Origin of the sequence: Ktedonobacter sp. SOSP1-85, assembly GCF_016587415.1 — a bacterium.
Taxonomy (GTDB): domain Bacteria; phylum Chloroflexota; class Ktedonobacteria; order Ktedonobacterales; family Ktedonobacteraceae; genus Ktedonobacter.
The window spans coordinates 3,865,939-3,892,172 of record NZ_BNJI01000001.1; the positions used below are offsets into that span (position 1 = coordinate 3,865,939).

Sequence of the window (26,234 nt, forward strand, 5' to 3'; positions counted from 1 at the left end):
AGACATTTATTTAATGGAAGAGTAGAATGGGATGGGATGCGGGCTTCGCCCGCATCCCATCCCATTCTACTCTTCCATTAAAGATAACCATGTTCGCGGTACCAGGCAACGGTATAGCGGATGCCGTCATTGAGTCCAACCTGAGGCGTAAATTGCAGCTCACGCCGAGCACGTTCGCAGCTATACATGCGGCTATGCGTGAGAAAGTCGATCCGGCTGGCGGTCAGGGGAGCGCTGGCCTCGCTCACGCCTGGCAGCCAGCGAAAGAGCATCGCCGCACCATAAGCCATCCAGGTGGGGAGACTCAGCGGACAGGGGAGGCATTTAAGGACGTTGGCAATTGTACCTGCTAGATCCGTAAAGCTGACCGGAAGATCTCCCGCGATATTATAGCAGCGTCCAATGGCATGCGGGAGGCGCGCTGCTAGAAGAAATGATCGGCTCATATCGTCAATGTAGATAGGGTGAATATAGGCACGGCCACCAGCGATAGTGGCGGGCAGACCACGAGCGACCTGGCGGAAGAAGCCGAGGAGGTGAAGGTCTCCCGGTCCATAGACCAGGGCGGGCCTCACCACCGTGACGGGAAGCCGCGCTTCGGCATGAGCGCGTAGCGCCAGTTCTTCTCCTGCCAGCTTGCTTTGCTCATAGGGATTGGTTGGCGCATATGGGCTGGCTTCATCAGCCGCGTTCAGGCCAGTGACGCCATAGACGCCGGTGGTACTACAATGAACCAGGCGACTCAGTCCTGGGAGGTCGCGGCAGCACTGCAGGAGCACTCGCGTGCCCTCGACATGCGTCTCGTGATAGCGCTCCGCTGGAATGCTGGGGTGGTAGAGGCGCCCCGCGAGGTGATAGATGACCTCGATATCCTTGAGCGCGGCCGCTACCTTGGGGGCTTCCAGCAGATCACCCTGGAGAATCTCTACGCGTGTGCCGAAGAGGCGATGCGCTTTATAAGCATCGCGTGCCAGGACACGCACGTTCTCTCCCTCCGCCAGGAGCCGCCTGACCAGGGCCGCGCCCAGAAAGCCAGTCGCGCCAGTGACCAGGGCCTTCATGAGCGCGCTCCTGAATAACCCTTGACGCTGATCGCTTGCTCAGGGCAGGCTTCGTAGCAGAGCAGGCAGCGCTGGCAGGTAGCGTAATTGACCTTGAGTGTCTGGAGATTGATGACCTCGGGGAGGGGACAGGCGCGTACACACTCGCCGCACCGAGTGCATTGCTCGCGCTCAATGACGGGGCGTGTACCTACCAGACCTGTACTATAGAGGGTGGTACAGAGATGTTTGCCGCGCTGGGCGAGCCAGGTATAGGGGAAGTCGAGGGGGTACATCAGCCAGAAGAGAAGGCGGTAGAGGCTATTTTGCCGGGGGAGGCGAAAGGTCTTGAGTGGTTGGGGCAGGTCGTGGGTAAAGTGTATCTCGGGCTGACCAAAGTGTTTTAGGGCCAGGCGCAGGTGCGGAATTGCGCGTGGCGGCACATTTACCAGGCTACAGCAGGCCAGATCGACTGCGAGACTACTGCGACCAGCGACCAGGACCTGGAGATCTGCCTTCTCGCCATACAGGGGACCCTCGCCATCCTGTCCCACACTCCCATCGACGATGTTGAGATCTGCCTGCAGACCCAGGTTCATATCCACAATACATTGATCTATCCCCAGGGTGTGCATCGCGCGACGGGCCGGCCTGGGAAGTAGCCCCATAAGGTTCTTCATGCTCAGCGTCATGCCGGAGACAACGTGGGTTTTTAAAACGGGCAGGTTGATCAGACGAGCATCATCCAGCAGGCGTGGGAGCTCGAAGGAGCGCAGGCGTTTCGCCCCTGTGGGATGTACCTCGCGCCACTCGCTCGTGCCGCCTTCGAGCTCCAGGCGGACGATGCGAATCTTGTGGCGTGCGCAGAACTCCTCTACCCCCAGCAGGGTATAGGTCGCCTCGCGATCAAACTCTGTCCCTGGCATTTCGCAGAGCACAGGCTCGGCCCCGCAGGCGCGCACCTCCTCAGCCACGGCCTTGAGTACGGCGAAACTGGTGGTAGCTCCCGTCTCGGCACGCCTTCCCGCGACAAAGTTTGGTTTGAGTACCGCTACTTTCGCGCCCCGCATCACCGTTTCCATGCCGCCTATGCCTGCGATGGCGCGGTGCGTTGCCTCTTCAATCCCCTCAAAGGTGCGTACAATGCTGACATGCTGGCTGCCAGCATTCTCGTTCGCATCCATATCTCACTCTTCCCTTCCAACAAATCCCATTTCTCGCGCCCGCCACACCACCTATCAGAATATGATACCTACTGCGTTTTAATCATACCGCTTGAATATGCAGTTATCTAGATGGGTAGTACTTATAGATATTTGAGGTTTTATATGCAAAATTCTCTATTTAGGTCTGCTTTGATGGATGAGAAGGCATGGCGGCCGCAGGTCGCCATGCCTTCTCATCCATCAAAGCTTATGTTGAACCTGGTAGATGCTGATGTCATAGAAGTGTGCACGCTCAACGGAGTGCTTGAGGGCCTGCTGGAGGATGGAGCTGCCACCTCTAACTTCCTGGATCATATTGAGATGGAGAATGACATCGGGATCGACAAGAATGTAGTCAATATTCTGCCAGTTGTCCTTGAGCTGGTCATGATAGATGGATGGATCAGTGGCAACGTTAAAGAAGAGTTGCGCTTTCGGAAAGGGGGAATGCGCTCCCACGGCCTCGCCCCCGCTCACGCTCATATCCACAAAGTACTGGGGTGGAATGACGACAACTGTATTGCGAGGCAGGTGCTCACGCATCCAATCCATGGCCTGGCGCTGCTCCTGTGCATAGTCGTGGGTATAGATGGGCTGGGCATGCAGGATATCATAGGGGACTATGGCCGCGATGGCAAGCAGGACCAGGATACCCTGCAAAAGGGGTAAGTGCGTGGCCTGGCTTATCCAGCGCGCCAGCGTAGCGCAGGCGAAGGCGCAGTTCATGGCTACGAGAGGAATGAGCGGGATAATGTAGTAGGGAAAGACGACCCCTCCACGAATGAAGAGCAGCCAGAAGCTGAGTGCCAGCAGGGAGAGGAGTAACTGATTGCGCTGGCGGAAGCCAAACACCAGGTTAAACACGGGCGCTACAATACTCATGACGACCAGGAGACTATCCAGCCCCATCCACTGGCTGAAGCTGGTGCCCAGGCTGCCTTCGCCCTGGGTCCGTTTTGTCTGCTCAAGGATGGTCTGTAACAGGCTCAGGTGCGCGTGGTTATCCCAGGGGAGATGCCATGCATAGGGGAAGAACTCGCCACGCATCAGGGCCATGAGCATCCAGGCTGAGCAGAGTGCTAGCGTGGTATAGCCAAATGCCACCAGCGCGAACTTGCGCTGGAAAGGTGTCGTATACAGCCAGACTGCATATAGCATTGCTGGCATAAGGAGGATGAGTACCTCTTTAGAGAGAATGGCTATCCCCAGCGTGAGAGCAGAGAAGATGATCGCTCGCAGGCGGCTATTACCGGTGACGAGCAGGAAGAGCGAGAGCAAGAACCAGAAGATGGCGATGTTATCGAGGTAGATCTCACGCTGATAGGTGATACCAAGAGGTGTCAGCGCGAAGATACCCATAGCAAGCAGACCCAGGCTGCGACGTGCCGAGAGGCGGCGTGTTATCAGGTAAACCAGGAGTGCGCTTCCCAATTTATAGAGTAAGACAATAACGCGCCCCGTATTGAGCGCATTGCCAAAGGCAAAGAAGCCATTGAAGAGTGGAATCCAGGTGGCAAGCTGGATCCAGCCCGCGGGTGGATGCGCGTAGCCATAAGCATAGGGCATGAGCTGTCCCTGGAGAATGGACCAGGCGCTGGCCATATAGGTGCCCTCGTCCAGTTCGTAGCGTGGATAGTTGAACATATTATAGGCGTGGGCGAGACCAACTCCAACAAGAACCAGCAGGAGTCCGAGCGTCTCCAGCCAGAGAGGGATTGGAAAGCGTGATCTTAGCGTTGTGTTGAGCGTGTCCAGGCGCGGCATGCGGCGTGTCTCGCTGGCGGCGATGCGTGTCTGTTGTTGCGGTAGAACCTTGGGGAGCGCGCTGGTTACCCCGCTTGGCTTGCGCAAGGGGTGGACACGTTGATGTCTGCGATTGACTGTACTGACATAAAAGTTTTCCTGCTTATGTAAGATGAGTCGCCCCTGAGGCAAGGAATGGACCTGTGGCTTCTCAGGAGCTTGCCGCTCTGCACCTATACCTGGCCATGGAGTTGTTGGCAGGGACTGCGCCGGGGTATTTATATGTCTGTTCGCTTGCTGTTGTGTTTCATCTCTTACCACAAATCAACCACCTATCTAATCGGCAAATGCACAGAATTTGTAGGGCCCATGCTGGCATGGACTACCTTGTATGCAGAATGTCGCTTCGCTCGGAGTCCATGCCAGCATGGACCCTACAGAGGATATTCAAGTCTCGGGCTGGATTCTGGCTATCTCTTTCGACCTATGCTGACCAATATGGGCCGTTTTCTCCCAATTAGTCGCGCCCTGAAGAAAGCGGGAGACCGCGCGCAGGGCGCCCAGGCCTAGAAGAAACTGGTAGGGAACCGAGGCGAAAAGCATGATAGCAGCCTCGCGTATACTCCATGAACGCCCATGCGCTTTAAGAAACTCATACAGCCCTGCCTGGTCGATAAAGATGCCCATGATAAAGATGTAGAGCGGCAAGAACGTCAATAAAGATATCCAGAGAGGTAATTTAATAAAGAAAAAGGTGAGCAGCGAAACTGGGATGAGCAGGGTAAAGAATGCTTGTACCTCTGGGAGCACCAGGACATAGAAAGCGAGCAGGCGTTGGTAGGGACGCTCCAGTTTTAGCCACTCGCCTTTGAAGAGAATCTGGATAAAGCCCTGGTTCCAGCGAGTCCGTTGCTTGATAAACTGCTCAATAGTGTGGGGGGTCTCCTCGCGTGTCACAAACTCATCGTCGTAAATGACGCGCATGCGTGCGTGGGAGAGCGCCAGGCGAATGCCCAGGTCGGCATCTTCGGTCAGGCAGGTCTCGTCCCAGCCACCCAGAGTCTCCATCAGTTCGCGTCGGACGAAGACGGTATTGCCACCAAGGGGCGTCATGCCTACGTTGGCGAAGAAATGCAGGGAGGATTTAAACCAGAAGAAGTATTCGAGAACATTAAGGAAGCAGAACCACTTCGTGTTGTGGTTCATTAATTGAACCCCACTCTGGACCACGTCGACGTCATCAGTAAGCATCGTGGTATTGATAATGTTGAGGATATCCGGGTGAGGCTCATCCTCGGCATCAAAAATCGTCACGACATCGCCGCGTGCGACCTGGAGCGCGAGGTTGAGTCCATGCGGTTTATTGATGGGTTTGTCATTAAAGACCAGGAGTTGTACATTGGGGTCACCTAATTCATCGATCTTGGCCTGGGCTTCGGTAATGGTGTTGGGATCGTCCTCGCGACAGATGGCGATAATTTGTAATAAATCTTTGGGATAGTTGAGATCATAGATTTTCTGCATTGTTTCGCGTAGGACTTCTTCCTCGTGGCGCGCCGGCAGCAGAATAGTAAAGGTCAGGCAGGGATCGAGGTAGACGGTCGGGGCGCTATTGAGCCAGGCATGTTCTGGCGTTTCCCAGATGAAGAGACGCAACCGAATATTGAAAATGGCTTGTATGGCCATAATAAACGCAATAAGTAGATAGACACCTTCGAGAATGGTAATAAGAATGCTCAAACGTTCTTTCTCCGCCTAGATATAGAGATAATGCGCGATAGAGTGTCGTGTATAGCGACACCTGAATATCTAAACGCATTGCTCTAAATAAAGGAACAACATGGGAAAAACGTCATGCTTAAAATGCCTGAAAGCTAGCTAGAGCGTGCGTTTTATGCCTCACTGATATATAGTAAGTGGGGAGTCTTGCATACCCGTGCTGATTTCGGATAGACTGAAAAGGTGGAGCAGGGGTGTCCACAATAGGCCTTTACAAAGGAGTTAAGCAGTTGAGTATGGCGCAAGGTCTGCAAGTAGTCAGTACATTTCCTTTTTCCCCCGCCTCACAGGCTGTGTTAAGCGAGGCTGCGGGTAAGGAGATCTTATGCCTTAGTGATAGTGATGAGTTTGAAGCGAGCCTGGGCGAGGCCGATGTGCTTTGTGCCTACAAAGTACCCACGAATTGGCGCGAACTGGCGCCGCGCTTACGCTGGTTGCAGGCGTCGGGAGCCGGTGTGGATGGTCTGCGCATAAGTGGTATCCTGGCGGCCGATAGTGGGGTACAGGTCACAACGGCGGTGGGTATCCATGCCACCACCATTGGCGAGTACGTGTTCGCGAGTATGCTTATGTATAATCGCTCCTGGCCCACGATGGTGCGTTTACAGGATCAGCGCATATGGCCACGAAGCGCGAACTGGTATAAACTGGGGGGACGCGAACTGGCGGGACAGACGCTAGGGATTATTGGTCTGGGGAGTATTGGTCAGCGCGTGGCCTTCCTGGGCCAGGCTTTTGGCATGCGGGTCCTGGCAACCAGGCGCACGGTACAGGCGGGAGCGCATCAGGAGCATGTAGATCAGCTTTATCCTATGACGCAGTTGCATGCTATGCTAAGCGAGTGCGATTATGCCGTGGTTGCTGTTCCATTGACGGCCGAGACTGAGCACCTGCTGGGTGAGGCCGAGTTTCAAGCGATGCGCCAGCATGCCTACCTGGTCAATGTAGCGCGTGGGCGCGTGGTGGATGAGCGGGCGCTTGTCAGGGCGTTGCGCGAGGGATGGATTGGAGGCGCGGGCCTGGATGTAACCGAAGAAGAGCCTTTGCCTGCCGAGAGTCCCTTGTATACGTTAGCGAATGTCATTCTGACCCCTCACATCTCGGGCGAGAGCGTGCATTATGACCAGCGTCTCGCAACGCTCTTCGCGGAAAACTTGCGGCGCTATCGAGCGGGCCAGCCACTACAGAATAGATATGATCCCGCACGTGGGTATTAGCTGGTGAATTCACTAAATAGCTGAAAGCAAGCACAGCGCCTGTAGGGTCCATGCTGGCATGGACTCCGAGCGAAGCGACCATCCCAGCGCTAGAGTGTCGGCCTGCGGGCAAAGTCCATGCCAGCATGGACCCTACAGATGTGGCGAATACACCATTAATTAGTTCATTTAGAAGGAAGAGGGCTTGTATGAGCAATGATCTTGGCCGCATCGAGACACTCGGTGCGGATGCAGTGGGTATGCCGGGGCAGCGACGTTTCCGACTCTATGCCAGGAGTGGGCGTGGATCAGCGGTTGTGTGGATGGAGAAGGAACATTTGCGCACCCTTGCCGAGACTCTGGAACGTATTCTCGGTGCGATTGCGGACGGCGAGGTCTTGCGCCTTGAGGCGCGTCCAGGGGGCTTGCCATCTCCCACGGGAATGCCAGGAGATTTTCCGCTTACGCCAACATACGATTTTCAGGTAGGGCAGATGAAGCTCAACTTTGATGAGCATAATGAAATGTTTCTGCTGAGCCTGGCCCCAATGGAGATTATTGAGGAGCGCGGGGAGCCGCAGGCGCTCATTCTAGAGGACGAAGCGGTTGTGCTGCGTTTCTCACCCCAGGAGGCCTTAGAACTCTCAAATGAGATTGGCCTGGTGGTGGCCGCGGGTCGCCCGGTCTGCCCCTTCTGCCATATGCCCCTGGATGGTGGTCCCCATGCCTGTGTCAAGCAGAACGGACACCATAAGATTGTGCAGATGGAGATTCAGGATATCGATGAGGATGAAGAAGAGTAAGAGCGCGTCACTGTGCGCTCTTACTCTTCTTTTATCGACTACCTGAATAGCGAGCATTACTCAATACAAAGGTATTTATTCGCTTTTTGGAGATACGTCTCTTCGTTTGCCTCGATCATAAGCTTGTGCAGTACCACTAAATCGCTATCGGGCAGCGATTCCACGGGTTGTAGGCAGAGACGCATGATCGCGCGACCATGTTCGAACACCTGCACATAGCCACTATGGCGTGGTACACGATACACGCGATGCGGAGCCGTAGGGCTTGGGATTTCCAGGTACCCATACCAGAAGAGCTGCCGAAATTGCTCGTGGGTGAGGAGATCGCGCAGCAAGTGACTAGCTCTACGCTCCGCTCGTGACCATCCCTTCACATAGGGCTGAAAAATCAGCCAGAGTATGGGAGAGATGGCCAGGGCAATTGCGAGCCAATATAGGGCCGTCAGGATATGGGGTACCAAGTTTATCCACCAACCACTCTTGGCACTAGAACGATTTGTTCCGCGGTGGCATCAAAGGCTTCGATGCGTTCGGCTGGTTTGCCGGGATCGAGGCGGAAAGCGGTCGCGCCTCGTGCACGCTCTTGGGCAAAAATGCGCTCGGCTTCTTGAATTGCAGCCACGGCTTCAGTATCACCCGCGAGAACTTTCTGCTCGTCCCAGGTGAGACGGTCGTCACCACGCCGTGACATCACCCGTAACATACCCACAGTCGTTCCTCCTTCGTAGTCTACGCCATTTTTGGATGGCAGCTTCCAACGAATGTCGTGGAACAACCTTGGCGTCCGTTAGCAAACGGTGAGGGCGTGGTATATCTCAATGAGCACATGAGCAAATGAGCATATATAGCTCGTCGCTCGTCGCTCGCCCTCGCATTGCTGGTTGTTCCTCCTGGCGCAGGAGCCCATGGAAATCTTACATGGGGAGGAAGCGCCCATACTCCTTGTGTGCGTGCCTTGCTAGTTGTCCATGTATAACAAGTATACCAGAGCACCCTACAGACAACCGGGACAAGCTTCAGGCAGGCGTTGATGGAAACACTTCCCTGCGTGCTGTATAAGAGGCACGCATAGTTCCGACTCCCGGTTTGATCCCCAGGCTTGAGGTTAGCCGACGCGCTACGACATACAACATTAGTATACGATACGCGGTGAAGCACAATGCATGAAACATGCTGTAATACTATTGTACGTGAATACCCTTCATTCGTCAATCTTTTGCGCTTGCCTGTCGTCTTAAATGCTCGCTTGCTGCACCTGTTTTCGCGCCTGCGGCACTCGGGGATATAGTGTGTATGGTGGCTGGGCCTGGCTCCGCCACCATACACACTATATCCCTTATGTCTTTTTAGACGGCGTTTTGGAGCTTTGTGCCGCATTCAGGACAGAAACGGGTTCCTGGTGCCAGGGATTGCGCACACTGTGGGCAGGTTACTTCCTGGGCGGGAATCCGTGTACCGCAGTCCTGGCAAAATTTGCCTGCGGCGCCCGGGCGGCGACAATTGGGGCAGGCTACAGTCTGTGCCCTCTGGAAAGCCAGGGCAGCTGGAGGTTGGTAGGGCGGACTTCCAGGAGGGAGGGCTTGCTGCTGAGGGGAAGCAAGGAGGTCGGGCGTCGCGGCTGAGGGAATAGCCGCGACATTGAAGTGGGGCGCGTGATACTGCTCTTCAATCTGCTTACGCTGAGCCTCGACATTGAGTTCATGTTGAAACTGGGAGCCATCCGCTTTCAAATCGGGGGCACAGTGCGTGCAGAGGTTAAGCTGAACATTAAAGCAACGCATACAAACGGTCTGGTGACAGCGTGGGCAGGTATGAAAATTATGTTGGATCTCACCCCATGAGCGTTGGAGAGCGCCAGCCTGTTCCGTATGCCACTGGCTACCATAGATTTTCTGGCCAGCTTCAGCGGCACGCCCCCAGAAACCATTGAGCAAACCAATACCAATATCCATAACATTGCTGGCCGTGCTCACAGAAGAGCGGATAGGCTGGGTGTCTATCTGCCAGTAACAGCTCTGGCAGGTAAAACGAAAGGCGAAGTAGCCCTGAGACTGATTGCTCATGTCCTGGTAAATGTTGGGAACCACATAATGCTGCGACATGCTGTCACCTCAAAATTATTTGGCTGTTACTACCGAGATCGCGGCCGTACCAGGACCGGTATGTGTGCCTAGCGCTGCGCCTAGCTTCCAGATGGCAATATCGCCAGAATAGACGGGCTTAAGGGCCTCCGATAGCTGTTGCCCAACCTCTTCACTGGACTCAGCAATGGCCAGATATTCGATTGGGCCTAGCTCCTGAAGAATCTGCGCGACGCGGGCATACGCCTTGCCGCGGGTGCGGGCGCGCTCAACAGGAATGACGACCCCCTCCTTCAGGGAGATGATGGGTTTAATGTTGAGCACATTGCCCAGCATCGCTGTTGCGCCACCAATACGCCCACCGCGCCTGACATACTCTAAGGTATCGAGAACTGCGAAGATGCGTGTCCGCTCCAGGCGATCGACGAGGTGCGCTTTTATCTCTTCAAGCCCCAGGCCTGCCTGTGCCTCTTCCGCGGCCTTAATTACGGGATAGCCCATACCCACACTAACACTCGTAGAATCAACGATCTCAATGGGGATTTTTCGCAGATCTTCTGGCAGGGCGTCGCGCGCGGTACAGGCCGATTGATAGGTGCCGCTTAACTGAGAGGTGAGATGGACCGAGAGGATGCCGGTTGCGCCTTCTTGAATCAAACGTGTAAAGGTCTCTTGAAAGCGTGCGGGCGCAGGCTGAGATGTGCGAGGTAGCTCTTTGCTTCCTTGCAGTTTCTGGTAGAATGCCGCGTTATCCATCTCGATATTGTCGAGGTAGGCGTCATCGCCAAAGGCGACAGTAAGTGGCACGATCTCAATGCCGAGTGCCTTTGCCTGCTCGATAGGCAGGTCTGAGGTGCTGTCAGTAACGATACGAACGGTCATACTGGCCTCCTGGCAGGAAGAAGCGGCGTTCTCTCATGAGCATCAACTCTGATGAGTGGTGATAGCACTAGAACGCCTGCTGCTGCCTTTGTAGTGTAGTGGATGTAGCTTGAACAGGTAGGTATCTTGCACAAGCACCTGCCTGTAGCAGTCCTGGCATGCCAGGCGCATCGCAGGCAGGTGCCTGGGGTTCCCTTATTCTGCCGAGAGAATGTAGGCGTAGTAGGGCTGGCCTCCGCTGACAACCTCAATCTCAAGATGTGAGTGGAGCTGCTTGAGCCGTTTGCAGGTTGCGTGTGCCTCTTCGGCGGTGACTTCTGCTCCATAATACATTGTAACTATTTCATAGTTATCGATATGCATGCGTTGGAGCGTATCTTCGAGCACGGGCTGCATCTGCTGACCGGCAACGGCCAGGTTCCCATTGATGACACCGATGAAATCGCCTTCGCGCACGCTGATGTTATGAATATTGACGGTGCGTACCGCGGTAGTGATCTCGGCGGTCTGGATGGATTGAGAGGCTTCTTTCATTGCCTGGCAGACGTCCTCGAAGTCATCCTCGTAGTTATAGGCCATCAACGCCGCGATGCCCTGGGGCATTGTTTTGCAGGGAATGACAAAGACTTTTTTCTGTGTCAGGCCATCGACCTGCTGCGCGCTTAAGATCACGTTGCTGTTATTGGGGAGGATGATCACCTGCTGCGAGGGAGCGTTTTCTACGGCGGCGAGTAGTTCTTCAATGCTGGGGTTCATAGTCTGGCCGCCCGAGACGATTGATTGGACGCCCATGCCTCTGAAGACCTCTTCAAATCCCTCACCCGAGGCGACGGCTACCAGGGCGATAGGCACCTCTTTTTGTGCATCCGGTTCTGGCTCTTCATCTTCGGCGTGCTCGGCCGCGCTCTCAGCGGCGTAGGTCAGGCTCTGTTCCTGCAAGTTCTCGATATTGATATCGTTCAGGCTACCGAGGCTGACGCCATAATCAAGGATTTTGCCGGGCGTGAGTGTATGAGTATGAACCTTGAGGAGGGTCTCGTCGCCCGCCACCACTGTTGAGACGCCTCCCATATCAATAATGGCCTGGCGAATGCCTTCGACGTCCAGATTCTTGCCGCTGAGCAGGAAGACGACCTCGTAGCCGAACTCTTCCTCAACCGTGACACGCCCTTTTTTGGCGGCGCGCTCTTTTTGCTGGAGCAGTGGTTGCAATTGAGTGACGGTTGTAGCCGGGCTAGCGGCCTCACCACGAATGTAGCGCAGAATACCCTCCAGAATTGTGCAGAAGCCCTGCCCGCCCGCGTCAACGACGCCTGCCTGTTTCAGGGTGGGCAACTGATTGGGGGTATTGGCAACAGCCAGGCGGGCGGCCGAAACCGCTTCCTGCATTAAACCGACCAGGTCGTCACCGCGTTCCGCGCTCTGTTTGGTTGCCTCAGCGGTCTCGCGTACAACCGTTAAGATAGTGCCCTCAACGGGTTTGATAACAGCGCGGTAAGCCAGACGCTGGGCTTGTTGAAAGGCTTCAGCCAGATCAGTGGCGGCGAAGGTTGGTTTCCCCTCTAGACCCTGGGCCAGCCCACGCAACGTCTGCGAAAGGATAACTCCTGAGTTGCCACGCGCGCCCAGCAGGGCATCGTGGGCGAGGCGTGCGGCCACGGCCGCCGCGGAGGTCTCTGTCGTTTCTGCGATATTGCGGATGGCCGAGCGCATAGTGGCTGACATGTTGGAACCAGTATCCCCGTCGGGAACGGGAAAGACATTCAGGGCATTGATGGTTTCGCGATTTTCTTCCAACCACGCCGCGCCTGCCAGGATCGCTTTCTTGAGATCCTGACCGTCAAAAACACTGATACGTCTGGCCCGCTGTCGGATTGAGCGCGGTGAGTGTTCCTGCATAGCGTCTGTGCTACCTTTTTTTACTGTTTTTCTTGTGTGCCAGGTCCATGAAGGAGGCCCTGGACATTCACGTTAACTTGAGCAACGGGCAGACCCAACATCTTCTCAAGTGAGAATTTGACGCTGCTCATGATATTGTGTGCTATTTCGGAGATGCGCAATCCGTACTCTAGCACTACATAGATATCTACAATGAGCTGATCATTGACCACATTGACCCGCACTCCCTGATTCACATGTTGTGTTGAAAGCAGGATAGGCTCTCCATAATGGAGGCGTGGGGAAGCCAGTCCTAGCACACCATAACACCCGGTTGTAGCCTGTACTACAATGGTATGAATGGCGTTAGGAAGGACTTCAATTTTACCTCGGGGGTGGGAACTGGATTGTGGTTTTAGAGCATGTGCTTTTGGCATACGCAATTGTCTTCTCTCTTGCCAAATTAGCCTATATGGGTTATACTCGCATAACGTGCCAGGGATTCCCAGGCGAAGCACGCGTTGTCACTCTTGACAATGTCGTTGTTTCAGCTTATCATCATTCTGGTTTTGCGACTATGGCAAACGGGTGTTATCCCGAACTTCCCCGGCAAGTAGCACAAGGGAATAGCCACTGAAGCAGTATACCAGAGACCTCGATCATAAATCAAGCAGCAGCGGAACGTGTGTCGGCAGGCATGGACTTTATGGCTGTCGGAACCTCTTATACTACAAGCAGGTATCTATCACAAAGTATGTTTCCGTCGCAGTCTGGTAGGAAGGAAGAGTAACATGGCAGCAGGTCGTTGTGATGTCTGTGAGCGCAAGCCCATGTATGGTAACAATGTGCCACACTCTCAGCATCGTACGCGCCGTCGCTTCGTGCTCAACGTACAGCGCCGTCGCCTTGAGGTGAATGGTACCGTGCAGAACGTCAATATCTGCACACGCTGCATGCGCACCATGAGCAAAATGCCGAAGGTGCGCTAAGCAGGCAGACAGAAAAACAAGAAGGTACCCACAAAGGTTACTTCTCTCCTAGCAGGGAGGTGGTCTTTGCGGGTACCTTTTTGCGTAAGGGAAAGTGGGGAGTGCAGAGGGGCGTCAGCCCCTCTGCACTCCCCACTTTCCCTTTTTTAGATTTAGACAACCGGAATAGCTTTGCGTCGGTTCTCGAAGCGGGTGCGTAGCTGTCCACAGGCGGCGGCGATGTCATCGCCGCGCTCCGCACGCACGCTATTGCTGATGCCACGTTCAAAGAGAATATTGCGGAAGGCGCGAATGGCGTCTGGACCTGGGGGACGATAGCCAGCCGAGGTCGCGTTGACAGGAATGCAGTTGACGTGCGCGAACTGCTTGAGCGGGGCCAGCAGTTCGGCTAACTGCTGAGCGCGCTCCGGAGTATCATTGACGCCTGCCAGCAAGACATATTCAAAGGTGACCTGCCTTCGTGTCGCCGTGATATAGTCCTGGCAGGCGGCAAGCAGTTCTTCCAGCGGATACTTGCGGTTAACAGGCATGGTCTGGCTGCGCGCCTCATTGGTGGGCGCGTGGAGGGAGATGGCCAGGTTGACCTGGAGCTGCTCATGGCTCAATTTGCGGATGGCTGGCACCAGGCCAACGGTCGAGACGGTCATATGCCGCGCCCCCAGGTTGAAGCCTGCGGCACTATTGAGGATGCGCAGGGCCTGGAGCACATTGTCGTAGTTGTGTAGTGGCTCGCCCATGCCCATCAAGACGATATTGGTGATGTGATCGATAGGCGTACTACCGGGAAGACCAGCCGCGCTCCAGGGAGTGGCGCGTAGCTCGCGCGCGAAGTGGAGTACCTGGGCGATAATCTCGCCTGATTGTAAGTGGCGATCAAAGCCCATCTGGCCAGTGGCGCAGAAGGTGCAGCCAAAGGCGCATCCCGCCTGGCTAGAGACGCAGACGGTGGCGCGTGCGCTACTCTCGCCCAGGGGAGGATAGAGCATCAACACCGACTCGATCAATTTGCCATCGGCGAGTTCCAGGAGGATCTTACGTGTGCGGTCGTCTTTCGAACTCATCTCGCTGCGCACGACGAGTGGGCCGATACAGGCCTCCTCTTCCAGGCGCTGACGGAGCTTCAGCGGCAGATTCGACATGGCCGCGAAGTTATCGACAAGCTGCTGGTAGATCCAGCTATAGATCTGCTTGGCGCGAAAGGCAGCCTCGCCCCGTACGGCCAGCCACTCCTGCAACTGCGGCAGCGTCAGCGTCAGCAGATCGGTTTTAGGTTGTGTCTGTTGTGTTGTATTCATATCTGATGTCGGTGTTGGAATCATAGTCCGTATATTATACAGCTTCAACCTGCTCTCGTCCAATGATAATTGGCTTTAATTCTGAGCTCAAAGGCAGTTATTTTTGTCCATTCTTGTATATCGCTGAGCGTACGAATTTATCGTATCTGCTGTCAAAGCTGCTGTCAAATTTGGGAGGTTTTCGTTAGTCAACTCTGTTCTTGTGATTTTCAAGATCTGCATTGGTAGTCTCTTCTGAAATGTTGTTGAAGAACGTCTGAAGCTCGTTTACAATTTTATCAACATCACGTTCAAGATAGAACCCATGTTTCCTTCCTGGTGAAACTATACGCTTTATTTTACCTTGTTGAACGTAGTTAGCTATCATTGCTCCACTGACATTGAGTCTTTCTTTGACTTGTGTAGAGGTCAAGTATCCCTTTGGCGGTTGTTGTCTTGGCATTTTCTTACTTCCATTTGGATTCATTGGTTGCCATTCATTCTGGTCACAACCAGCCAGAGTCATACACGCGACCATTTTGGGCAGTGATAACAGCCCTCGTATGTAGCACAGAACCGTCGCTATTCCAGTCGGGAGTGACGTGTAAAACAATCGAGAGAACATCATTTTGATGGAATCCGTGTTTTTGAAGCATCCTTTGGGCTGTTCCTTTGAGCGAAGCAAGAGACAATCGGAGCGGCTGCATCTCCGCAGCCTTCGGGGGATACGGATCCTGGACAAGCAATTCAATGGCTGTTGTTTCTTCCCCAACTGCTCGAAGAGCTTGAGCCAAATGTGGAGAGAGAAAGCTCAAACCACTTGCAGAATGATGTGCGATATTATGAGCGACTCCTGCCAGTGCTGCCATTTTTGTCATTGCTCTTCTGACCTCTCATGAAGTACAGGATGATGATGTCCCGCTCATCATTCCTTTTTTAGAAATATGTGATGCTCTATTATATCTTTTTGCTCGGGGAGAGTTGAAGTCCACGACACGAAAATTTCGTCGCTCTTCTGATGCGGTTCCATAGGCTTGTTAAGTGGAAGGACGTTTTATTTTTGTCCATTCGTGGTGAATCAAATGTATATGATCTCAATCTCTAGGATGTCAAAATGGATGTCAGAATTTACACTGTATGACTTGCTGTTACAATCTAATCTCTGATTTCTAATATGCTTCTATTTCCCTTTTGCTTTCTTTGCAACATAATCTACTGATGTTATCTCTCACTTCTTGACAAGCCAATTGTTTGCATGTTATAAAAAGCTATATAGCAATTAGTATTTAAATATATTGCTAATTGCTATAAAAAAAGATCAGCGAAACGTGAGCAATCACAAATAGGAGCTGGAGAGTATATGAAATATATTGAAGCCGCAATTATTTTGCTAGGACTCCTTGTTGGTGCCATCGTTGGCAGCTTGATCCCGATTGACAATGGGAATGCAGCGCTTATTGGAGCTTTGCTTGTGCCAGCCCTTGGCCTGCTGATACTCTTCTTTGTTAAGAAAAGACGCAAGGCAATGTCCCTAGAGGAACGAAACCGGCAAAACCAGCTTATGCGTCAACGTTATGTGGATAGCGCTGAATCAAAGGCAGAACAAACGTTTTTTCTCTTCGAGAAGTTCTTTAATCACAGATAATCTCTAGCATACGCTGGATATTGTATGTAAATTCCAATTCCTGGCCGCATGGAGGTATACCCCTGCCCTTGAGCAAAGTTGGACTACTGTTAAGGACAAACCATAAAGAGCACTCTTATTTGACGTAAATAGATAAAGAGTGCTCTTTATGGCTTGCTGTTTATTTCTTAAGCCAGGGGATTTTAAGTCCCTCTTATAGCCAGATTGGCCTGTAGAGTGGATTTATAAGGTTTGTATTGTTGCTATTGCAGGGGATAAAAAAGGCGGTTTTTGGTAGTTGGTTTTGTAAATTTTAACCTTTGTCTCCATCAGATTTCCCTTTACCATCAATTTTTCCTACAGTTTGACCAAAGAAATAGCCTAGTATGACTAGAAAAGCGTTGTTGAGAATCTCAGGCGATGTTGCATGATAGAACATGGCTGCTATTAAAGCTACCACAATAATTAGTAGGAGTAGTGCTCCTATGATCGTGGACACAGACTCTCTTTCTATGAGAGATCGCCATAGCTTCCATTCCAGTTCTCGTACTTCAGCTTTTCGTTGCCTAAGTGTTAACTGCCACTCTTCTTTGGCTTTTTCGATTTCTTGTTGCTTCTCGGTTTCTTGTACTTGTTCACGTAAGTGCTGGGCTTGTAATTGTAGTTCATTTAGCTCATTTTCTAATTTCAATTTCACGTTTTTATCTGGCAAATTCTGTATTAGTTCTCTAATACTGTCAAATTTTTTAGTGCCTTCTAATAAGCCTATCATTTCGATTAAACGTATTTTTAATTCGAAGAGAATGGACGAAGATGCAACTTTGTAAGCATGACTGATAGGCTGCAATCTAAATTGATCTTGTGGATTATTTGGATCTCGAATAACTACTTCTCCATTTCGAAGATGTATGAAACTATAGAACTCTGGTATCTTTCGATGGAGAATGATGTCATCGAGTTTTTTAAGGTAGTCTTTTAAAACGTCTTGGTCTGCACTTTTAATTGTTCTAACATCTATATTAAAATCTTTGAGGAGCTTGCTGTAGATGTAATCTCTAAGAAGATCTTCTGTAAGATTTTTTGAGGTAAAATTTGAAATATCTGTATTTGAGTTTTCTATGTAACTTCTGCTTGGGAGTTTGTGCAATTTTAAATCATAGTCGGCAGATGGCTCATTTTGCGGCATTGGTAAAACCCTTCTTAGCTTTAATTTTTACACATTTTCAACCATTTTGCACTAAAATATTCAGAAACTCTTTAACAACCTTGTCTGGTTCTTCCATGCATCGCTTAGCTTCGTAGCGTTCACAAACTCTTATACCATGGATTTTAAATAAGCGATCCCGGTTATGATCTTTTGCTGCGCTAGTGTGGTAGGTTGCGCCGTCGATGTCTATAATACCCCATTTGCCTTTATAGCAGACCAGAAAGTCAGGCTCTCTATTTATCCTTTGATGTGGACCACCAAGTCTAGCCATACAATTAGGGAAGAAAAGTATTCCTAGCTTGTCTAATTCTTCGGCTATCTGGATTTCAACGGGAGATCTGAAATGTAAACCTGTTCCCTTCCATTCGTGTGTAGGAGTGTTATTTATGGGTTTGCATTGATTAGGAGATTTTCGTTCTTGGATTGCTTCTAATAGCTTTGCTTCCCAGTCTATGCCCAAATCTGGGTAAGCTATTTTTGCGCTGACGTATATGTCATCAAATCCTGTATTTTCTACGGCCTTAAAAGCGTCTAAAATTTGATGAAATATGTTACCTTCGCTCATTATAAGATCGTATATGGCCCGATTTCCTTTTAGTGAGAATATCAATGTAGAAGCGTAGTCATTAGTTAGAATGTCAATCTCACTAGCAAATAAGAAACTCGCTGCTTCGATCTCTTGTCCTTCAATAAGGTACATTATTGCATCAGATTTTATTTTCTGAACATTGAAATTTGTATCTTCTTCGTTTGCCATGTTGTTATTTCCTAGCACTGATCAAGGTGAGTTTATTTCGCCGTTTCTAGATTATAACGTGAAAATCGTTCTAAAGTAAATGATTGAATGATTTGTGGTATTTGACTGATGGAAATAGTTTCTGTAATAGTTTGTCCTGTAATGGCGCTGAGAATGACTCCCACACTATTATGGCCTGTGGCAAGAATGACGTTTTTCCATTGAGGAGCTGGGCCGAGGATAGGGCGTGTATCTGGTGTTTTGGGGCGTAGTCCTGCCCATGCTGATGTGAATGTGCTTTGTGCTAAGCTTGGAATGAGTTTGCTTGTGGCGTTTTCTAGCCAGGCGATGCCTTTCTCTGTGACCTGGGTATCGAAGCCAGTATCTGCTTTTGTGGCTCCAACGATGGTGCTTTCTCCCTTGGGAGCAAGATAGGCTCCTTCCCCGAAGATGATATGCCGGAGCTGGTGGGTGGGTTGGCAGTAGGAAATGATTTCTCCTTTGAGGGGTGTAACTGGGATATCAAGATTGAGCCACTCTCCACACTGAGCTGCCCATGACCCTGCTGTGATGATGAGATATTTGCACGAGATTGACTGGCGGGCTGTGACTACCTCTGTAACTTGGTTGTCGTGATGCTGAAAGCCTATAACTTCTTCATGGGGATAGAAGATAGCTCCAAGTCTTTGAGCCGCCTGATAGTAAGCCTGGATGACTTGGGGGGCTTTGACCTGTGATTCTTCTGGGGCATAAATAGCTGCTAGAATGTGAGGGTCAAGCAGTGGTTCTTGTTTCCTGGCTTCGTTGCCGGTGGGATCTATCTGAAATTGATGGTACAGATCTTCGAGACTTTTTTACCCTCGTGGAAAAAAAGTGTAGAAGCTAATTTTGCAGTACTTACTGTGCTAAGGCAAAAATTTAGTCAATAAGACGGTTTTCATTTAACTGCGATTAGTTGAATTTAGATTTGTGAGGTGAAAGAGCAAAAAAATAAAGCCTGGAACGGGCTCCAGGCTTTATTTTAAGCTGAATTATTTATGCTGCGTAAATTCTTGGTGGTGGGAGCGTTTCACCATGCCGTTGTGCATCTTCTATCCACATTTCGAGGACTTCGAGTATATTTTCCATTGCTTCTTGGTAGGTATCTCCATGTGTTCTGACGTGTGGAAGTTCAGGAACGCTGGCAACAAAAATGTTGTCTCTTGGGTCCCATTGGATAGTGATGGAATAGTGATTAGTGTTCATTGCGTTCTCTCACCTCTCTCAAGGCGTCTTCTACGTCTTCAATTTGGTAGTGCTTGGCGTCGTCTCCGTCGCCGCCTGATAGGTTGACAAAGATAGTAGGGAATTGTGAATGTATCCACTTGGTATGGCTCCCTTTTCCAGGTCGCATAAGGAAGCCGGCTTTCTTAAGATCAGCTTTCAGTTGCCTGATTTTACGTGGCATGGTTCCTTCCTAATCTATAATACCATATGCTACTTTCTATTTGAGCTACCTTCACCTCTGGTTATCTTCTGATATCCCTCTAAAAGCGGATGATGGCTTGTTTCTGTGTCTAACTCGAAGAATAAAGTTCCTTCAGTGGAGGGTAACAAACTTTCCTTAAAGCCGAGTTTTTGACTCATTTCTATACCATCTGCTGTTCTGCTAGTGCCGAAAAGCTTTTTGAATTTGATACCTCTCTTGGCAAAGTCTTCTATAACATCGCTCATTCCTAGGACGAGGCGCATACCATATTGTTTAGGCTTAGGCACACCGTCTCTTACGGCGATCTCCAAGAAGACATATTCTAATGTTTCTCCTGGGGTAAATGGAAGAATATCATCTAGTGTGATGATAGCTGATGCTCTTTTACCTGTTGTTTTGAGTTCCTCTACGGCTTTTGTAGTTACAGGCATAAAGGTGACATATCCCACCACAACATCCATGTATTTTAGGACATAGAAGATATCTGGGTTTCTCTTATATCTAGCCAGCCGCATTTCATAAGGATATGTGCCTCTGGTTCCCCATAAGCTAACTGCTAGATCATAGATGCCTTGTACATCGGCTTCTTTTGCTTTCTCAAAGGTTGTCGTGTCTGCTGCATATTGAATTGTGAAGAGCTCTCTTGCTTTTGCTAAGTCATCTACTGCGGCTTTGAGATAAAAAGCATCACTTTTCCCAGGTTCTACGAATTTTTTTATTGTGCCTTTTTCTACCCAATCATAGAATGTCGATCTAGGCACGCCTAATCTTTTAATGGCTTGTGATGCGTTGTAAAAACCTGCCGGTATTTTGGTTGACCTACCCATTTATGGCTCCCTCTTGTCCTGATTGGACAATTGTACTTCACAGATATTATAACAGATGAAATCAATGGATAATTTGGACAATTAGACATTGACTTTTGTGGTCTGGTTGGATATAATCTTGGTAGACATTTGGACAATTCGGACTTTTGTTTGGTCCGGCATAAGCACATTAACAACTGAATACCCTATGGTTGCATCTCGGAGAGGCAGGTTGACGTGTCCCGCTCTCCATAGAGGCGGCGGTGTAGTGGCAGTTGCGTTGCTCGGAGGTGGGTGTGTGGGTCGTGCTGTCTAAGCGGATTGCGCTGTTGATGTGAGAGGGCCAATGCTGAAGAGGTAACTTATAGGGGCTGGCGAAAGTCGTTGTTTAAACGCGGTGTTTTGAGGTGATGAATGAACTTCATGGAAGGTATGAGGCAACGTCAAGAGGCGAATACCGCTTCAAAGCAGGAGGCTATAGCACAAGCGCGTGCTGTATGGCTTGGTCATTGGGTTGTGTTTGAGAACGCGACTTTGGCGCGTTTCTTTCCTGGTTCGACGATTCCAGGCTCCAATACGCTTTATGGTGGGGTTCTCCAGGTCACTGATGATGGGCAGGTTCAGATTGTTTATGCCTATAAAGACAATGGCGAACCCATTTGCCTATGGACTGATGTTTTTTCTCTAGGCGTGCGTTATCACCTGATGCAGCTGTAGATGCTATGAAAATGCTGGCCAGGATCTGCAACATCCTAAACCAGCTTTTGAGATGTCCTGAGACTTGCTTAGACTCTCTGTTTCATTATGCATGGCAGAGGGTTGAGCTGTCAACGAAGAAAGGGAGTTCAATTCGATGATAGCGACGACTTCTGATGATTGTGACGTGTCTTTGATGGCGAAAGATCAGTATATACGTGATGTGCATTGGACGGAATCTCTCTCTGCTGAAGAAGAGGCCAAATTAGTGTTACGTGTTCATCGGGGCCGACTGGAGCAATTGAAGCCAGAACCGAATCAATGGTATCTCTCTTTAGCAAAGCATGCACGTGATGCCTTGATCGAAGCCTATCAGCCTGATATGCTGGATATCGCTTATAAGCTTATTCGTCCTTTGAAGAGCCTGGAGTTGCTTGATCTGGTTCAAGAGGGAACCCTTGGATTGATGCATGTGTTAGACCAAAGTAAGTTTTTTCATGCACCTTCTGTGAGTCCAAGAGAGTTTCGGCTCTATGCGTGCGAATGTATTCGATGTAGTATGCGTGGCGCGGTACGTGCCTCTGATGGGATGATTCGTATTCCGAAGTCGATGCTGGTACTGGTCAATAAGTTTCGTGATACGGGCCGTGCGTTATCCCTCGAATTAGGTCGGGTACCAACAACGAGTGAGATAGCAATGAGGATGGGTGTGAGCGAGGAGCGGGCGTGTGAATTGGCGGCGTATACCAGGTGTCGGTCGGTGGATAGCATAGAGAAGCTGCTTGAGGATGATGGGGATGGTGAGACGATAGGTGGGGATCGCATACAGTTTGTTGGTTTGTTTGAGCAGTATGTAGAAACCGAGAAGCGTCGGCATCGTGAGCTTGATGAAGCGTTGAGCCGTGTGATTGAAAACGATTTATCAAGACGGCAGCGGGAAGTGGTGACGTTGCGTTATGGGTTTGCTGAGCATGCTGGGAATGGGTTATCAATTTCACAAGTGGCGGCGCAACTGGGAATAGGAGATGCGCAAGTGTGGAAATGTGAACGTGTGGCAAAGGAAAAGTTACAGCGGTCACTTGCTCCTATGATGGCGATAGCACAGGAAGAGTTGACAGCGTAAACGAGCAATAAGAAAAGCTGATAGATGGAAGAGGTTGTGATGTGATGAAAATGGTGTGGGGCGGCTTGTGGCGGGTGTTTATAGCGTGTTGATGAGACGGTCAAGAGACGTTTTTTTGAGGAGTGGCTTTGTGGTGGTCGAAGCGGTTGTTAAGGCGTCTGTATGACCGTCTCAGTGCGTGTATGAGGCTATTGGTGTTGTGGAAAGCCGATTTGAGCGTATTTTTAATCATATTTGGCGTGTAGAGAGAAGAGAAGTATAAGCATAGACTTACGCGTCTTCTTGCGGGCGTGTCGTGCAATAGCGGTGCGTGTTACGAAATTCTCCCCAACCTGTCAAGCGGTGAAACTCACCGTTTAAACGTTCGGACGCTGCGGTACTCCCCCTCTTTTTCCTTTCGGGCGCAAAAGAAAACCCACGGATGTGACGCGGTTGTCAAGGCGGGTTCCCTTTAGGGTGCCTTGACAAGCAAGAGGGGTGGTGGTGCGGGTGGGGAGGGTCACATCCGGCACAATCGGACACGCCCGAAAGGGAAGAGAGGGGGGGTGTCTCCTGTGCGCGGGATGCAGCGGAGCGTGCGGCGGGCTGCGGCGAAGCCGCGAGGCCGACAGCCCGCGCACTAGGGTCTTCACTTGACCCTAATAAGGATAACTCACACAAGCATGAAACGCTGAATGGTTGTTAGGTGGAAGCTGAGAGGAGTCAACGAGTATGAAACGACCTGGGTATATGCCAACGGTAGAGGAACGTGTGGAGTGGCATTTGGAAGATGGAACCGATACGCTGTATTGCTGCCCTGATGCCTGGGCGCTGCGGCATCGCTTTGTGAACAGAGATACAGGCGAAGTCAGACGTGCGAGGTGCGATAAGTGGACCTGCTTGTATTGTGGGCCTCGCAAGGTAGATATGTGGCGTCAAGTGATTGCGGAAGCTGAGCCGACCTTGCATATTGTCTTGACGAAGGCAGGCAATACGATGGAAGAGGCATCGCGTGCTTTGACGACGTGGGTGCAGGCGTTGCGGCGTGGGTCAAAAGGGATTGGACATGACCATATCGGTGCTCGGCCTGCCTTTCATATTGAGTACCTGGGCGTTTCTGAGGAACATAAGAACTTTGAAGAGAATGGTTTCCACTGGCATTTGCTGGTCAAGGGTGCTGATTTTATCCCACAGGAGTATCTTGTGGCTTGCTGGCAGTCAGCGACAAAGGGACGTGCAAGTTGGGTGTGGGTAACGGCGGTGAATAATACGCGAGCAATTGGCTATGTTACAAAGTACCTGACCAAGGATATCACGCGAGAACGCAAAGGACAGAAGACAATTGTACGCGAGGGTTTAATCATGCGGGTAGGCGAGAATGGGCAACTCGTCGAGGATCGTGAGCAGGTAGAGGCGCTGGTGGAAAGTAAAGCGCGTCGTATCCGCTATTCACGTGGCTTTTTCCCTGAACCAACGAAAGCGATACGGGCGCGGTTGTTCTCTCGCTCTGAGGAGAACGGTGACGCGATAGAGGTGATAGAGGAGGTAACGACTGAGGACAATGAGACGCTTTTTCCTGAACTGAGCAAGGCTCCTACTGAGACTGAGGAGACAGAGGTCAGCGAGAGCCAGGAGGAGCCAGAGGTACAGGTGTCTGAATGGAAGCTGCAAGAGGTTGCGGAGTTCACGCGAGATGTGCAGGTGTATCGTCAACGCCGACGAAAGGCGCTCGAAGAGGCGATACGTGAGCGTGATGGAACTGGGAGGTATGTGTCAAGGCGTGTGCTTGGGTTGTGGGAATATCAACGTTCTCAACTGCGCTTGGCTTGTTAGTGGTGAAAGTCAGTGTTTAAACGCATTGTTTGAAGGGTGGTTGTATGGGTAAAGCTTCACAAAGGCGAAAAGAGGCGGTGCGATGGCGTGAAATAGTGCACCTGCTTCGTCAAAAATGGCTTGGTCAATCGGTCTTCTTCGATGTTGGCCAGGGTCAAGGTGTGCAGTATGGGCGAGTGCTGAGCATTTCTGATGAGGGGGATTTCTTCATTGAAGTGTTCTCGGCTTCTGGTGAGCGTGTTTCTCTGGTGGCTATGTCTCCTGGATATGTGGAACGGCTTTTAAGTCTGGTTGGAGGTGTTTGATGGCTCGTCGTAAAAGAGTTTCTACTGCACAACCTGTATTGCTGAGTGTGGTGGATGTTGCTGTTATGCTCGGTGTTTGCCGGACTACAGTTTACAAGTACATCTATCAGGAGGGTTTATCTTCTATGCGGCTGCGTGGTGTGCGTCGTATTCGTGTAGATGATCTTCATGAGTGGCTCAAGTCTCATGAAGATATGACTGCATAAGGAGGTGATTTTGTGGTTAGAAAAAAGCAAGGACGGCGTCCTGGTGAGGGTACAGTATATCGTCGTAAAGATGGTAGGTGGGTTTGTGAGGTTACACTTGAGGACCAGAGTCGTAAACAATACTACTTTAAGACTGAGAAGGAAGCTTTAGAGAAACGTCGAATTGTTATTAACGAGCTGGCTGCGGGCATACTTGCAACTGGCCCCCAACAGACATTGGACCAGTTCTTGAAGTACTGGTTTGAGGATGTATATAGACTGGCTGTTCGTCCGTCAACCTACAAGAACACGCATTCTTTAGTGTACAACTACCTTATCCCTGGCCTTGGACATGTCAAGCTGCAAAAGCTGACAGCTCAGAAGATTCAGACCTTCTATGCTCAAAAAATGAAGGAAGGGGTTTCGGCTATTCGTGTGAGATGTATTCATGGTGCTTTACATACAGCTCTGGAACATGCCAGGAGGGTGAAGCTGGTTTCTGTAAATGTTTGTACTGATGTACAGTTGCCATCACGTCCTAAACCTAGACACATGGTCCTAACACCTGAGCAAGCTGCTTTGTTCTTACAGAAGATTCGAGATCATGAGTTAGAAGCTTTGGTGACTCTAGCTCTTACTACCGGCATGAGAAAAGGAGAACTAATCGGTCTTCGTTGGTCTGACATTGATTTTGATAAGGGTATGCTTAAAGTTTCTCGTGCGGTGGTGTATGTGAACAATGTAGGTTTTGTGGAGGGTGAGCCTAAAACTGAGGCAAGTAAGCGGATTATTATGTTACCTGCATTTGTGCTTAGTGCTCTAAGTGCTCATCATATGAATTTGATAGAGAAGAGTTTGGATGTTGGGAAAGTATGGGTGGATCATGACCTCGTTTTCCCTAATGATAAGGGAGATTTTTTGATGCCATCTGCTCTGTTTAGGCGGTTTCGTAAACTGCTTAAACAGGTTGGTTTGCCTGATATGCGGTTTCATGATCTGAGGCACAGTGCTGCTACTTTGTTGCTTAGTATGGGCGTGCAATTAAAAGTGATTCAAGAGCTACTTGGGCATAGTAGTATTGAAATCACGGCTGATATATATGCTCATGTATTGCCGCCAACTCATAAAGAGGCAATGGATAAGATGGGAGACTTCTTTGAAGGTGGTTTATAAAACTGCTGTCAATTTGCTGGCTGCTGTCAACTCTGCTGTCAAAGCAGAGTTTTTTTATTGTCATGTTTTGTTGATAAGGCTCTAAGTGAGGTTTTACACCTTGCTAGTTTTAGATTGGTGCAATAGTCCGTATATTATACTGCCTCGACCTGCTCTCGTCCAATGTTAATTGACTGCAATTCTGAGTTCAATGATCCTCATTTTTGCCCATTCTTGTATATCTATGAGC

The 26,234-nt window shown here is 50.6% G+C and carries 28 protein-coding genes; 10 read left to right on the forward strand and 18 right to left on the reverse strand.

Annotation, left to right across the window (positions count from 1 at the left end; genetic code table 11):
* Positions 1-77 precede the first annotated feature (77 nt).
* The 4 genes from KTE_RS16235 to KTE_RS16250 form a co-directional block, all read right to left on the reverse strand.
* Positions 78-1,061, reverse strand: coding sequence for an NAD(P)-dependent oxidoreductase (locus KTE_RS16235; RefSeq protein WP_201382582.1), 984 nt, complete (start codon positions 1,059-1,061; stop codon positions 78-80).
* Positions 1,058-2,224 (reverse strand): DUF362 domain-containing protein, encoded by a 1,167-nt coding sequence (locus tag KTE_RS16240; RefSeq protein ID WP_201382584.1) that lies wholly within the window; start codon positions 2,222-2,224, stop codon positions 1,058-1,060. The genes KTE_RS16235 and KTE_RS16240 overlap by 4 nt, the downstream gene beginning before the upstream one ends.
* A 222-nt stretch (positions 2,225-2,446) precedes the next feature.
* Complete coding sequence (locus KTE_RS16245; RefSeq protein ID WP_201382594.1) at positions 2,447-4,309, reverse strand: glycosyltransferase family 39 protein; 1,863 nt, start codon at positions 4,307-4,309, stop codon at positions 2,447-2,449.
* A gap of 126 nt (positions 4,310-4,435) precedes the next feature.
* Entirely contained in the window at positions 4,436-5,728 is a 1,293-nt protein-coding gene (locus KTE_RS16250; RefSeq protein ID WP_201382596.1) for a glycosyltransferase, read from the reverse strand.
* A gap of 275 nt (positions 5,729-6,003) precedes the next feature.
* Here KTE_RS16250 and KTE_RS16255 point away from each other — a divergent pair, with 275 nt between their 5' ends.
* A complete protein-coding gene (locus tag KTE_RS16255; RefSeq protein WP_201387098.1) occupies positions 6,004-6,984 on the forward strand; it encodes a D-2-hydroxyacid dehydrogenase in 981 nt (326 codons plus the stop codon).
* Between the two features lie 188 nt (positions 6,985-7,172).
* On the forward strand, positions 7,173-7,766 hold the full coding sequence (locus KTE_RS16260; protein ID WP_201369695.1) for a DUF3090 family protein: 594 nt from the start codon (positions 7,173-7,175) through the stop codon (positions 7,764-7,766).
* A gap of 56 nt (positions 7,767-7,822) precedes the next feature.
* Here KTE_RS16260 and KTE_RS16265 read toward each other — a convergent pair whose 3' ends face one another.
* The 6 genes from KTE_RS16265 to KTE_RS16290 form a co-directional block, all read right to left on the reverse strand.
* Positions 7,823-8,227, reverse strand: a complete 405-nt coding sequence (locus tag KTE_RS16265; protein WP_201369694.1) for a hypothetical protein — start codon at positions 8,225-8,227, stop codon at positions 7,823-7,825.
* 2 nt (positions 8,228-8,229) lie between these two features.
* Positions 8,230-8,469: a hypothetical protein gene (locus tag KTE_RS16270; RefSeq protein ID WP_236600429.1), complete on the reverse strand. Its 240-nt coding sequence runs from the start codon at positions 8,467-8,469 to the stop codon at positions 8,230-8,232.
* Between the two features lie 643 nt (positions 8,470-9,112).
* Positions 9,113-9,868 (reverse strand): zinc ribbon domain-containing protein, encoded by a 756-nt coding sequence (locus KTE_RS16275; RefSeq protein ID WP_201382601.1) that lies wholly within the window; start codon positions 9,866-9,868, stop codon positions 9,113-9,115.
* 15 nt (positions 9,869-9,883) lie between these two features.
* Positions 9,884-10,729, reverse strand: a complete 846-nt coding sequence (locus KTE_RS16280) for a DegV family protein (protein ID WP_201382603.1) — start codon at positions 10,727-10,729, stop codon at positions 9,884-9,886.
* A gap of 195 nt (positions 10,730-10,924) precedes the next feature.
* Positions 10,925-12,628: a DAK2 domain-containing protein gene (locus tag KTE_RS16285; protein WP_201382605.1), complete on the reverse strand. Its 1,704-nt coding sequence runs from the start codon at positions 12,626-12,628 to the stop codon at positions 10,925-10,927.
* A gap of 20 nt (positions 12,629-12,648) precedes the next feature.
* Positions 12,649-13,044 carry an Asp23/Gls24 family envelope stress response protein gene (locus KTE_RS16290; RefSeq protein ID WP_201369687.1) on the reverse strand — a complete coding sequence of 132 codons (396 nt, stop codon included), beginning with the start codon at positions 13,042-13,044 and terminating at the stop codon, positions 12,649-12,651.
* Positions 13,045-13,398: 354 nt separating this feature from the next.
* On the opposite strand from KTE_RS16290, the gene rpmB reads away from it, so the two are divergent.
* On the forward strand, positions 13,399-13,596 hold the full coding sequence (rpmB, locus tag KTE_RS16295) for a 50S ribosomal protein L28 (RefSeq protein ID WP_201369686.1): 198 nt from the start codon (positions 13,399-13,401) through the stop codon (positions 13,594-13,596).
* A 152-nt stretch (positions 13,597-13,748) separates the two neighbouring features.
* On the opposite strand, the gene rlmN is transcribed toward rpmB, so the two are convergent.
* From rlmN to KTE_RS16310, 3 genes are all read right to left on the reverse strand, one after another.
* A complete protein-coding gene (gene rlmN, locus KTE_RS16300) occupies positions 13,749-14,891 on the reverse strand; it encodes a 23S rRNA (adenine(2503)-C(2))-methyltransferase RlmN (protein ID WP_201382608.1) in 1,143 nt (380 codons plus the stop codon).
* Positions 14,892-15,075: 184 nt separating this feature from the next.
* A complete protein-coding gene (locus tag KTE_RS16305) occupies positions 15,076-15,333 on the reverse strand; it encodes a hypothetical protein (protein WP_201382610.1) in 258 nt (85 codons plus the stop codon).
* A 43-nt stretch (positions 15,334-15,376) separates the two neighbouring features.
* Positions 15,377-15,739, reverse strand: coding sequence for a hypothetical protein (locus KTE_RS16310; protein WP_201382612.1), 363 nt, complete (start codon positions 15,737-15,739; stop codon positions 15,377-15,379).
* Between the two features lie 491 nt (positions 15,740-16,230).
* Between KTE_RS16310 and KTE_RS16315 the strand changes: the two genes are divergently transcribed.
* Positions 16,231-16,515 (forward strand): hypothetical protein, encoded by a 285-nt coding sequence (locus KTE_RS16315; RefSeq protein ID WP_201382614.1) that lies wholly within the window; start codon positions 16,231-16,233, stop codon positions 16,513-16,515.
* 292 nt (positions 16,516-16,807) lie between these two features.
* Here KTE_RS16315 and KTE_RS16320 read toward each other — a convergent pair whose 3' ends face one another.
* From KTE_RS16320 to KTE_RS16340, 5 genes are all read right to left on the reverse strand, one after another.
* Positions 16,808-17,680 (reverse strand): hypothetical protein, encoded by an 873-nt coding sequence (locus KTE_RS16320; protein ID WP_201382616.1) that lies wholly within the window; start codon positions 17,678-17,680, stop codon positions 16,808-16,810.
* A gap of 37 nt (positions 17,681-17,717) precedes the next feature.
* A complete protein-coding gene (locus KTE_RS16325; RefSeq protein ID WP_201382618.1) occupies positions 17,718-18,458 on the reverse strand; it encodes a DUF559 domain-containing protein in 741 nt (246 codons plus the stop codon).
* Between the two features lie 32 nt (positions 18,459-18,490).
* Positions 18,491-19,276, reverse strand: a complete 786-nt coding sequence (locus KTE_RS49610; RefSeq protein ID WP_201387100.1) for an FAD-dependent oxidoreductase — start codon at positions 19,274-19,276, stop codon at positions 18,491-18,493.
* A 196-nt stretch (positions 19,277-19,472) separates the two neighbouring features.
* The gene (locus KTE_RS16335; protein WP_201382620.1) at positions 19,473-19,682 is read right to left on the reverse strand and encodes a type II toxin-antitoxin system HicB family antitoxin; all 210 of its coding nucleotides are present in this window, start codon (positions 19,680-19,682) and stop codon (positions 19,473-19,475) included.
* Positions 19,683-19,913: 231 nt separating this feature from the next.
* The gene (locus KTE_RS16340) at positions 19,914-20,732 is read right to left on the reverse strand and encodes an AlpA family transcriptional regulator (protein WP_201382622.1); all 819 of its coding nucleotides are present in this window, start codon (positions 20,730-20,732) and stop codon (positions 19,914-19,916) included.
* Positions 20,733-21,143: 411 nt separating this feature from the next.
* Between KTE_RS16340 and KTE_RS16345 the strand changes: the two genes are divergently transcribed.
* The 6 genes from KTE_RS16345 to KTE_RS16370 all read left to right on the forward strand — a co-directional run bounded on the left by KTE_RS16345 (position 21,144) and on the right by KTE_RS16370 (position 26,005).
* Positions 21,144-21,428 carry a hypothetical protein gene (locus tag KTE_RS16345; protein ID WP_201382624.1) on the forward strand — a complete coding sequence of 95 codons (285 nt, stop codon included), beginning with the start codon at positions 21,144-21,146 and terminating at the stop codon, positions 21,426-21,428.
* A 136-nt stretch (positions 21,429-21,564) separates the two neighbouring features.
* The gene (locus tag KTE_RS16350) at positions 21,565-22,530 is read left to right on the forward strand and encodes a sigma-70 family RNA polymerase sigma factor (protein WP_201382626.1); all 966 of its coding nucleotides are present in this window, start codon (positions 21,565-21,567) and stop codon (positions 22,528-22,530) included.
* A 711-nt stretch (positions 22,531-23,241) separates the two neighbouring features.
* Positions 23,242-24,342 carry a hypothetical protein gene (locus KTE_RS16355; protein ID WP_201382628.1) on the forward strand — a complete coding sequence of 367 codons (1,101 nt, stop codon included), beginning with the start codon at positions 23,242-23,244 and terminating at the stop codon, positions 24,340-24,342.
* Between the two features lie 44 nt (positions 24,343-24,386).
* A complete protein-coding gene (locus KTE_RS16360; RefSeq protein ID WP_201382630.1) occupies positions 24,387-24,647 on the forward strand; it encodes a hypothetical protein in 261 nt (86 codons plus the stop codon).
* Positions 24,647-24,853 (forward strand): helix-turn-helix domain-containing protein, encoded by a 207-nt coding sequence (locus KTE_RS16365; RefSeq protein ID WP_201382632.1) that lies wholly within the window; start codon positions 24,647-24,649, stop codon positions 24,851-24,853. Before KTE_RS16360 ends, KTE_RS16365 begins: the two co-directional genes overlap by 1 nt.
* A gap of 12 nt (positions 24,854-24,865) precedes the next feature.
* A complete protein-coding gene (locus tag KTE_RS16370; protein ID WP_201382634.1) occupies positions 24,866-26,005 on the forward strand; it encodes a site-specific integrase in 1,140 nt (379 codons plus the stop codon).
* Positions 26,006-26,234: the final 229 nt, after the last annotated feature.